The sequence below is a fragment of the Vibrio sp. 10N.286.49.B3 genome (assembly GCF_002873395.1).
GTDB lineage: Bacteria > Pseudomonadota > Gammaproteobacteria > Enterobacterales > Vibrionaceae > Vibrio.
The window spans coordinates 1-9,816 of the sequence record NZ_MCUV01000014.1; the positions used below are offsets into that span (position 1 = coordinate 1).

At 41.2% G+C, this 9,816-nt stretch carries 10 protein-coding genes; 9 read left to right on the plus strand and 1 reads right to left on the minus strand.

What is annotated here, in order from left to right:
- The first annotated feature begins 29 nt into the window (after positions 1-29).
- Entirely contained in the window at positions 30-206 is a 177-nt protein-coding gene (locus BCU68_RS16945) for a hypothetical protein (protein ID WP_157935185.1), read from the plus strand.
- A 7-nt stretch (positions 207-213) separates the two neighbouring features.
- Positions 214-423, plus strand: a complete 210-nt coding sequence (locus BCU68_RS07730; protein ID WP_102564214.1) for a hypothetical protein — start codon at positions 214-216, stop codon at positions 421-423.
- Positions 424-535: 112 nt separating this feature from the next.
- On the opposite strand, the gene BCU68_RS07735 is transcribed toward BCU68_RS07730, so the two are convergent.
- On the minus strand, positions 536-1,711 hold the full coding sequence (locus BCU68_RS07735) for a site-specific integrase (RefSeq protein WP_102564215.1): 1,176 nt from the start codon (positions 1,709-1,711) through the stop codon (positions 536-538).
- Positions 1,712-1,871: 160 nt separating this feature from the next.
- On the opposite strand from BCU68_RS07735, the gene dusA reads away from it, so the two are divergent.
- The 7 genes from dusA (at position 1,872) to BCU68_RS07770 (ending at position 9,166) form a co-directional block, all read left to right on the plus strand.
- Complete coding sequence (gene dusA, locus BCU68_RS07740; protein WP_102564216.1) at positions 1,872-2,891, plus strand: tRNA dihydrouridine(20/20a) synthase DusA; 1,020 nt, start codon at positions 1,872-1,874, stop codon at positions 2,889-2,891.
- 241 nt (positions 2,892-3,132) lie between these two features.
- Positions 3,133-3,348: an envelope stress response protein PspG gene (gene pspG / locus BCU68_RS07745; RefSeq protein WP_102564217.1), complete on the plus strand. Its 216-nt coding sequence runs from the start codon at positions 3,133-3,135 to the stop codon at positions 3,346-3,348.
- A 164-nt stretch (positions 3,349-3,512) separates the two neighbouring features.
- Entirely contained in the window at positions 3,513-4,193 is a 681-nt protein-coding gene (locus BCU68_RS07750) for a TIGR04219 family outer membrane beta-barrel protein (protein ID WP_102564218.1), read from the plus strand.
- A gap of 180 nt (positions 4,194-4,373) precedes the next feature.
- Positions 4,374-4,604 carry a hypothetical protein gene (locus BCU68_RS07755; protein WP_102564219.1) on the plus strand — a complete coding sequence of 77 codons (231 nt, stop codon included), beginning with the start codon at positions 4,374-4,376 and terminating at the stop codon, positions 4,602-4,604.
- 158 nt (positions 4,605-4,762) lie between these two features.
- Complete coding sequence (locus BCU68_RS07760; protein ID WP_102564220.1) at positions 4,763-6,667, plus strand: assimilatory sulfite reductase (NADPH) flavoprotein subunit; 1,905 nt, start codon at positions 4,763-4,765, stop codon at positions 6,665-6,667.
- On the plus strand, positions 6,667-8,394 hold the full coding sequence (cysI, locus tag BCU68_RS07765) for an assimilatory sulfite reductase (NADPH) hemoprotein subunit (RefSeq protein WP_102564221.1): 1,728 nt from the start codon (positions 6,667-6,669) through the stop codon (positions 8,392-8,394). The genes BCU68_RS07760 and cysI overlap by 1 nt, the downstream gene beginning before the upstream one ends.
- On the plus strand, positions 8,387-9,166 hold the full coding sequence (locus BCU68_RS07770) for a phosphoadenylyl-sulfate reductase (RefSeq protein WP_102564222.1): 780 nt from the start codon (positions 8,387-8,389) through the stop codon (positions 9,164-9,166). The genes cysI and BCU68_RS07770 overlap by 8 nt, the downstream gene beginning before the upstream one ends.
- The last annotated feature ends 650 nt before the right edge of the window (positions 9,167-9,816 follow it).

A 9,816-nucleotide genomic window follows, 5' to 3' on the forward strand; every position in this document is an offset into this window, starting at 1 on the left:
AAATACCATTTTAAAAAAGGAGAATAATAATGTATAAAAATAAATATAGTGATAAGAAAATGAGTCTTTATATAGAGTTGATTCATCAATACGAATTAGAACTAAGTGAAGAGAACAATCAAGAAGAAATAGATTTTTTAAAAGAACAAGTTGAAAAATTGAATGATTCAAAAAGATATTTAGAAAACTGGACGATGGGAGATTAAAAAAATAATGATAATAAAAGGTATGGCGTTTGAACATTTTCTAGATTCACTCGAAGAACTAGCATATTTTGATTATGAGTTGAATAAAGAAAAAGATACTCAATTTGTTTATGATTTTCTTCAATATGTATCTTTTTTAATTGATCAAGATGAAGATATTGATGAAGATGAAAAAGAAGAAATCAAAGAGAGATTTGAAAAATATGACTTTTGGTAATTTAAAAATTAGAGTAAGAACACATTATTGTCAAATTAGCATAGGTTTTGTTTTTATTGACCTTCGATTAAATTGTTGTTGTCGATTTAGACAACAACAATGATTAATTATTTTATTTTTTAATGAATGCAGGAGTAAATGATTCAATATCAAAATTCTCCATTTCTAAATGCTGATAGACATTATGAAGTATGTTTATACTCTTATGACCACTGATTTTAGCAAGAACGTTCAACGGAACACCTCTTTCAGCGAGGTTGCTTAAGCAGTGTCTACGAAGATCATGATACCTAATATCACCAACACCAAGTTCTTTTCTAACTCGTTGCCAGCCAGCGGTTACACTTCTTGAATTATATGGAAATATCAAATCTGACTTTTCTGGGTCAGTTGACTTTTTCTGCCTTGCGATGATGTCTGCCGCATCACCGATCAATGGTATTACTGAGTGTTTGTTTGCTTTTTCAGTCGGGTCGGGATCTTTACGTTCACGAATTATTAAAGTCTTTTTCTCAAAATTAAAATCTTCCCAACGAACCCTAGTGATTTCACTGATACGCATTGCAGTAAGTAAAGATATATCGAGAATATCTAAAAACGGAATGATTGAACCTCTATGCTCTTGTCTTTTTCTTAAACCTTCCCTCATTATCTGAAGCTGTTCATCTGTAGGTCTGTGGCTTGTTCTTGGTTGAGATTTACCAATCAATTTATATTTAACAAGTAGAGGGATAGCTTCTTCATGATATTTTAAATTTGCATTAATTTTAAAAAAAGATTTTGCGCTTTGCATAACAGTATGCAAATAAGTTACGTCATGAAAAACGGTCTGCGGTTTTGGATTTGTATCTTCATTTCTTCTAAGTTTGCAATGCGCTATAATATCGTCAGCACGAAGATTACTAGCAAGAATTGCTGAAATAGGGTAGTGAAGTAAAGCGTTGAGAACATACATTTTTGTTCTACCAAGAGGTTCAATTGCACCGCTTGGGTCATTAGGTTTTTTAGGTTCGTCAGGATCATGAAGTCGTAAATAGAGATCGATCAGTTCACCAACTGTTGCTTCTTTTAAATTCTCTTCTTCACGAAATGAACCAGCTTTTTTTCTGGCTTCTATCGCTTCCATTTCATTTCTGATTTTCTCACCCCAAGTTTTTGCAAGCTTGCGAGTTGAAAATGTATCTTGTTTTTCAGCGATTTTTTTACCGTTTTTTGTAACTCTAACTTTTACTCTAAATTTAGAATTACCATTTGCCGATTTTCGCTCTTCTATACTAACTGATGCCATACCTTCACCTCTTATTAATTTGGGGTCATTTTGGGGTCAGTCCCAAATGCTTGGGGTCAAAGTATCAAGCGTTTTGGGGTCATTTTGGGGTCAAAACATTCTTAAAATGTATCAGAATTGGTCAAAATAGGCAATAACACAATATTCAATGAGATTTTTAATGATCAATAAAAGCACTAAAAACAATGACTTAAATAGAAGTTATCCAAGTAACCGTTTCTCGGTTGCCCCGATGCTCGACTGGACTGACCGCCATTGCCGTTACTTCTTGCGCCTATTATCATCGCAAACTCTGCTGTATACCGAGATGGTAACGACAGGGGCGATTTTGCATGGTCGTGGTGATTTTCTTGAATATAACCAACAAGAACACCCACTTTCGCTGCAGTTAGGTGGTTCAAACCCAACCGATTTAACCGCATGTGCTAAGTTGGCTGCTGAGCGTGGCTACGATGAGATCAACCTTAACGTCGGCTGCCCATCTGACCGAGTACAAAATGGTCGCTTTGGTGCTTGCCTAATGGGTGAACCTGACTTGGTTGCGGAATGTGTGGCATCCATGCAAGCGGTTGTTGATATTCCAGTAACGGTTAAAACGCGTATCGGTATTGATGACCAAGACTCTTACCAGTTTTTGACCGACTTTATCTCTACCGTCTCTGAAAAAGGTGGCTGTAAAGATTTTACTATTCATGCTCGTAAAGCGTGGTTAAGTGGTTTAAGTCCAAAAGAGAACCGTGAAATTCCACCGTTGGATTACCCACGCGCGTACCAAATTAAGCAAGATTTCCCAGAGCTTACCATTGGCGTTAATGGTGGGATCAAAACGTTAGCTGAAGCTCAAGCGCACTTAGAGCATCTTGATGGTGTGATGATTGGACGTGAGGCTTATCATAATCCTTATATCTTAGCAGAAGCGGATCAACTGATTTACGGATTGGATACCCCGATTGTTAAGCGCAGTGAAGTGGTTGCACAAATGCTGCCTTATATTGAACAGCAACTTGCTAATGGCGCAAGTCTAGGTCATATCACTCGTCATATCTTAGGCTTATTCCAAGGTTTACCGGGTGCGCGTCAGTGGCGTCGTTACATCAGTGAAAATGCGCATAAGAAAGGCGCTGGCATTGAAGTGGTTGAAGCGGCTTTTGCTAAAATCCCGACTGAGCTAAACGTATAACATCGCGTTGTGTTTTATGGTCAAGCTAACTATTAACGTTGGCGACTAAGTTAACGATTAAAGATAGGGGATATGGAGGCGGCGAATTTCACCATTAGTCGGCTAAATTAACCTATCATTTGATAAAGCCACTGGGGTCTTGCTCTGGTGGCTTTTTATTTATCTGATATATAGTGTTTTTTAAGTTGGTATGAAAGCTGCTATTTACCCATCTATACCTTATAGAAAAGAGAGAAGCGTTATGTTTGAACTTATGTTTATTGTCATTTTTTTCACGACATTATTAGTCACTGGGCTTACGATGGCGACGGTGATTGCAGCAACAGTTATCTCATTCATCGTGTTATTTTTCTTTGGCATGTTAGGGGTGATATTTAAAGTCTTACCTTGGTTGATACTTATTGCTATTGGGATTTGGTTTTTTACTCGCGATACCACTTCATCTCGTCGTTATTAACCGTTATAGACTAATAACGAGCATGATATAGCGACAGGCACTTATACGATAAAAAATGACCTAGTTATGTCATAAATCTTACTAAAATTAAGCATTAGGCGCACTTTTCACACTATGATCATTATGTCACACTAGGACAATTGGCTATTATTGGAGTCGCCTGAATGAAAGATCTATCACGAGTTGCCTTAATTGGGGCAGCTGGTTTGTTTAGCTTTATCTCAACCTCTACTTACGCAGCTCAAGAGGATGCAAGTCGCCCATATCAAGTCAGGGTAGAGGCTGAGTGGTGGTCGGCAAGCACTAAGATTGATGAACAACGTCAAGACCGAGTGCAATCGCCAGCGTTATACGTTGCGTTTGAACATCAAGAACCATACTGGCCAAATGTGAGTGTGCGCTATACCAGTATTGAGGGTGACTATGCCGCGCTGGATAAGTTTGATTACACCTTTTACTATTCGCTGATCGACCACGATCTTCTTCACTTTGATGCGGGCGCTTCAATCACGCAATACACCAATACACAACATACCAATGCAGATACGATGCTAGATAGTGACTTTGATACTTGGCACTGGAGTTGGCACCTCAATGGTCAGTTAACGATTCCAAACAGTCAGGTTGATATTATTGGTCGAGTGGATTTTGGTAATAGCAGCGATCTTAAAACCACCGATTTTATGGCAGGACTGCAATATCGCATCCCTTTTGCTAACAGTCATCTTGGCTTGCGCGGGGGTTACCGAGTTATCGACTTAGAATTTACCGATTTAACGCCAGAACAAAAAGAAGCCTATATCTTTATTGATGGTTGGTTTGCCAGTGTGCAATACGTGTTTTAGCGATCCCTTTTTGATCTAAGTGATTGCCCTTATCTACAACGCTACGTTATTACGTGGCGTTTTTTTATACCTAATGGATATATCTAGGCGAGATTTCTTAGCACATTTCCCTGCTTGAGCCATGCTTATAAGCTAACAGCATACGTTAGGCTTATCGGCAGGTTAAAAAGGGATAATAAGATGACAGTAACCGAGCTAAGACGTTTATATCGAGATAATGCATTAGTCGAGGCGATTATCGAGCCAGCTGCGCAAGAAGGAAGTTGGGTGTTGGAGTTTCGTCATGTGAAGGGCGGGCTGGTGGCATTAACCGATCCTTTAGGTGAAGAGTGCCAGTATGGTGATTTAGATACCGCAACGAAATCGGCGATGGTGGTGGGTTTTCAACAAGTTCGCATTGAGTCCAAATAACTATTTTTCTCTCCTAAGTCACCACTTTCAATCCACTCAAATCCTATCTCCTTATGCTCTGTAGGGAGATCAAACCTTTCTTACTTCCAAAAAGTTATAAAACATACCCATCTATTCTTTCTTGTTAGTATGCAGAGTGGTTAATCTATAGTCACGCAATGAACAGGGATGCTGTGACTATGTCATCAAAAGCTATATCATCAAAAGCTATATCATCAAAAGCAATAAATGCTCAAACAAATGTATCACAAGGACCATCTGATCAGAGTCTTTCGGCTCTTGCTAGTCCACTGAATGATCAACAGATTGGTCAACTGCAACAGGCAACATCAACGCTATCTTCTCAACAGCTTGCTTGGGTGAGTGGCTATTTTTGGGGCATAAGTCAGCAGCAAACATCAGGGGCACAAGTCGCTCCTGAGCAAGTTGCGCTGGCTACTCAACCTGCCGGTAAGTTAACGATTATCTACGCTTCACAAACCGGTAATGCCAAAGGAGTGGCTGAAGCACTAGAGCAAGAAGCATCGGCTTTAGGTATTCATGCCGAGCTTTTTGATGCCAGTGATTATAAAGGTAAAAACCTCGCCAAAGAGACGCATGTGATTATTGTTGCCTCGACCAATGGTGAAGGTGAAGCGCCAGATAATGCCATCGAACTGCATGAGTATCTGCAATCTAAGAAAGCGGTGAAACTACCAAACCTACACTATGCGGTGATTGGTTTAGGTGATTCGAGCTATGAGTTTTTCTGCCAAACGGGTAAAGACTTTGATACCTACTTAGCTAAGCAAGGTGCGACGCCATTTATTGAGCGCATTGATTGTGATGTTGATTATGATGCACAAGCAAAAACGTGGCGTGAAAAAGCGTTAGAGCAAGTAAAAGATGCCCTAGCCGAGCAGACGGCAGGTGAAGTAGTGCAATTGCCAGTGGGTCAAGCTGCCCAGAGTCAATACACGAAACAAGCCCCTTTTGCTGCCAGTCTATTAACCAGTCAAAAAATTACCGGGCGAGATTCTGGTAAAGATGTTCGTCATATCGAAATTGATCTTGAAGGCTCTGGTCTGAATTATCAACCAGGTGATGCGCTTGGTGTATGGTTTGAAAATAGTGCCGAACTTGCCAGTGCCATTATCGCTAAGGTTGGCTTATCGGGTGAAGAGCTTATTGAAGTCGATGGCGAAGCGGTCACTATTCACAACGCATTGGTTCATCACTATGAAATTACGTCAGCAAACCCACAACTAGTGACTAAGTTTGCTGAGTTATCGGGCAGTAAAAAGCTGCAAAAGCTGGTGGATGATAAAGATAAACTGCGTCAGTACGCCGGTAATACACAAATCATCGATCTATTTGGTGAGAAGAAAAGTAAATTAAGTGCGCAAGAACTTACTGGTCTATTACGCCGTTTAACGCCACGTTTATACTCGATTGCTTCAAGCCAAGCCGAAGTTGATGAAGAAGTTCACTTGACCGTCGGTGTGGTGGAATATCAGCAAGGCAAAGAGACGCGTTTTGGTGGCGCATCGAGCTTTTTATCTCATCGCCTAGAAGAAGGTGAGCAAGTTAAAGTCTTTGTTGAACACAATAATAACTTCAAGTTGCCACAAGATGATTCGACACCAGTGATTATGGTGGGTCCAGGAACCGGTATTGCGCCATTTCGTAGCTTTATTCAAGAGCGTGATAACCGTGAAGCCGAAGGTAAAAACTGGCTATTGTTTGGCGATCGCACTTTTACTCAAGATTTCTTATATCAAGTTGAATGGCAAAAGTACCTTAAATCAGGACTGCTTACTCAACTGGATGTTGCCTTTAGCCGCGATCAACATGAAAAAGTCTATGTTCAGCACCGCTTATTAGAGCAAGCCGAGCAAGTGTGGCAGTGGTTACAAGATGGGGCTTATGTTTATGTTTGTGGTGATGCGACACGAATGGCGAAAGATGTCCATGCTGCGTTAATTGCCGTTATCGAGCAGCAAGGGCAATTGAGCCACCAAGAAGCTGAACAATATTTGAATGAGTTACGAAAAGCGAAGCGTTACCAAAGGGATGTGTACTAATGAGCAAACAAGCAGCGGTAGAACAAGAAGTATTAGGTCAAGTGCTTGGTCCTTTGGCCGACAATGAGCGCTTGAAAGGGCAGAGTAATTTTTTGCGGGGCACGATAGAGCAAGACTTAGGTGATCAGATCACCGGTGGCTTTACGCAAGATAATTTTCAACTGATCCGTTTCCATGGCATGTATCAGCAAGATGATCGTGATATTCGTGCGGAGCGTGCTAAGCAAAAACTCGAACCTTTACATAATGTCATGCTGCGTGCTCGTATGCCGGGTGGGGTGATCACTCCTACGCAATGGCTGGCAATTGATAAGTTTGCTGCCGATCATACTATCTATGGCAGTATTCGCTTAACCACTCGTCAAACGTTTCAGTTTCACGGTGTGCTAAAGCCAAACATTAAACACATGCATCAAACGTTGAATAATATTGGTATCGATTCGATTGCGACTGCGGGTGATGTAAACCGTAATGTTCTGTGTACTACGAACCCAATTGAGTCAGAGCTTCATCAAGAGGCGTATGAGTGGGCGAAGAAAATCAGTGAGCATCTATTACCGAAAACCCGTGCTTATGCCGAAATTTGGTTAGATGGCGAGAAGCTAGAAACCACGGAAGAGCCGATTCTAGGCAATAACTATTTACCGCGTAAGTTTAAAACGACGGTTGTTATTCCTCCGCAAAATGATGTTGATGTCCATGCTAATGATTTGAACTTTGTTGCGATAGCCGATGAAGGTAAGTTGATTGGCTTTAATGTGCTGGTCGGTGGCGGTTTGGCAATGACCCATGGTGATACTTCTACCTATCCACGCCGTGCCGATGATTTTGGTTTTGTTCCGCTAGAGAAAACCCTTGATGTTGCAGAAGCGGTCGTGACGACGCAGCGCGATTGGGGTAACCGCTCTAATCGTAAAAATGCGAAAACCAAATACACCTTAGACCGTGTGGGTATTGATGTTTTTAAAGCGGAAGTTGAGCAGCGTGCTGGCGTTACTTTTGCTGCCAGTCGTCCTTATGAATTTACTGAGCGTGGCGATCGCATCGGTTGGGTTGAAGGCATCGATGGAAAACATCACTTAGCCCTGTTTATTGAAAATGGTCGTTTGTTAGATTTTCCGGGTAAACCACTGAAATCGGGTGTGGCTGAAATTGCTAAGATCCACCAAGGCGATTTCCGTATGACAGCCAATCAGAACTTGATTGTTGCGGGTGTTACCAGTGAGCAAAAAGATCAAATTGATGCGATAGCACGTGAGTATGGATTGATTGATGGTTCGGTCACAGAGCAGCGCAAGAATTCGATGGCGTGTGTGGCGTTTCCAACGTGTCCATTAGCGATGGCGGAAGCGGAACGTATGCTGCCTGAGTTTGTCACCAAAGTAGAAGCGATTTTAACTCAGCACCAACTAGACCGTGATGACAATATTATTTTGCGTATTACTGGTTGTCCAAATGGTTGTGGTCGCGCCATGTTGGCAGAAGTTGGGCTGGTGGGTAAGGCGCCTGGGCGTTATAACCTACACCTTGGTGGTAATCGCAGTGGTACACGAGTGCCTAAGATGTATAAAGAGAACATTACTGAGCAGCAAATTCTCACCGAGCTTGATCAGTTAGTTGCACGATGGGCTAACGAGCGAGAAGAGGGGGAGGGTTTTGGTGACTTTACTATCCGAGCCGGCATCATCGCTGAAGTCTTGGTATCTAAGAGGGATTTTCATGCCTAATTCTGTTGCTATAAAGCCAGAGTTAACCCAGTTACTGACATTGAATAAAGTTGAGCAAACCTTAAAGCTTGGTCAACTTAATGCTCAGTTAGAAGCGTTAACCGCACAACAAAGGGTCGCATGGGCGATTGAACATCTTGGCGGAGAGTTTGCCTTATCTTCAAGCTTTGGTATTCAAGCAGCAGTAATGCTCCATTTAGTGACTCAAGTAAAAGCCGATATTCCAGTCATCTTGACCGATACCGGTTACCTATTTCCAGAGACCTATCAGTTTATCGATCAACTTAGTTTGCGTTTGACCTTAAACTTAAAAGTGTACCGAGCGCAGCAGAGCCCAAATTGGCAAGAGGCGAGCTATGGTAAATTGTGGGAGCAAGGGGTCGAAGGGATTGGTAAGTACAATAAGCTGAATAAAGTCGAGCCAATGCGCCGTGCTTTAGATGAGTTGAATGTGCAGACGTGGTTTTCTGGTTTACGCCGTGAGCAATCGAGTTCTCGTTCAACCTTACCGATTCTATCGATTCAAAATGGTGTGTTTAAGTTTCTGCCTGTCATTGATTGGACCAATAAAGATGTCCACTATTACCTGCAAGAGCATAACTTGCCTTATCACCCTCTACGTGATCAAGGTTACCTTTCGGTTGGTGATACTCATACCAGTCGTAAATGGGAGCCAGGAATGAGTGAAGAGGAAACTCGTTTCTTTGGTTTGAAGCGAGAGTGTGGATTGCATGAGGATGATGACATCGGTATTGATGGTTCAGGTATCTAATTACAGTCGCCTCAATTATCTCTCTATATCGAATGAGCCTGTGATAAAAAATAGAACAGCGTAGGTTGTTCTATTTTTTTGTCTATATAAAGAGGGAATGAATGAGGCGATCAATAACAATGCCTTTATCTTAGCTATATTAGCCATGAAAGGAGGGAGTTTGTCTTGTGTAAATACGGCAAAAAAGAATAACTCTGTGGATAACTTGTGGGGTTGTTTTGGGCTAAATGGTATAAAAGCAAATCTGCATAATAATTCAGCAAACAGATCATATTTCTGCATTTTTTGATAAATAAACCTTGCCAATATCAGCAGTGTCTCTATAATGCCGCCTCACTGACACGGTAGAGCCCACAAGGGTTCAACGAAGAATGTTAGTCTGGTTTACTAGCAAAAAAGATAATTCAAAAAAGTGTTTGACACTGAATGAAATATCGCTAGAATAGCCGCCTCTTCACAGGGTGCTAAGCGCAATGAGAAGAGAAGCTCTTTAACAATTTAAACCTATCAATCTGTGTGGGCACTCGTTGATGATAATCAAAAAGATTACTTAGGTAATCATTGATTCTTAGGAATCAAATTTGGTTTCAATGAACTGAGTGACCAATACGAATGACTATTTATAGTTATTTGGCACAGTCAATTCATTA

What these genes read in the sequence shown, in the direction of transcription:
- BCU68_RS16945 (WP_157935185.1), top strand. Translation starts at nt 30, where the DNA reads ATGTATAAAAATAAATATAGTGATAAGAAAATGAGTCTTTATATAGAG.
- BCU68_RS07730 (WP_102564214.1), top strand. Translation starts at nt 214, where the DNA reads ATGATAATAAAAGGTATGGCGTTTGAACATTTTCTAGATTCACTCGAA.
- BCU68_RS07735 (WP_102564215.1), bottom strand. Translation starts at nt 1,711, where the DNA reads ATGGCATCAGTTAGTATAGAAGAGCGAAAATCGGCAAATGGTAATTCT.
- dusA (WP_102564216.1), top strand. Translation starts at nt 1,872, where the DNA reads ATGATCAATAAAAGCACTAAAAACAATGACTTAAATAGAAGTTATCCA.
- pspG (WP_102564217.1), top strand. Translation starts at nt 3,133, where the DNA reads ATGTTTGAACTTATGTTTATTGTCATTTTTTTCACGACATTATTAGTC.
- BCU68_RS07750 (WP_102564218.1), top strand. Translation starts at nt 3,513, where the DNA reads ATGAAAGATCTATCACGAGTTGCCTTAATTGGGGCAGCTGGTTTGTTT.
- BCU68_RS07755 (WP_102564219.1), top strand. Translation starts at nt 4,374, where the DNA reads ATGACAGTAACCGAGCTAAGACGTTTATATCGAGATAATGCATTAGTC.
- BCU68_RS07760 (WP_102564220.1), top strand. Translation starts at nt 4,763, where the DNA reads ATGAACAGGGATGCTGTGACTATGTCATCAAAAGCTATATCATCAAAA.
- cysI (WP_102564221.1), top strand. Translation starts at nt 6,667, where the DNA reads ATGAGCAAACAAGCAGCGGTAGAACAAGAAGTATTAGGTCAAGTGCTT.
- BCU68_RS07770 (WP_102564222.1), top strand. Translation starts at nt 8,387, where the DNA reads ATGCCTAATTCTGTTGCTATAAAGCCAGAGTTAACCCAGTTACTGACA.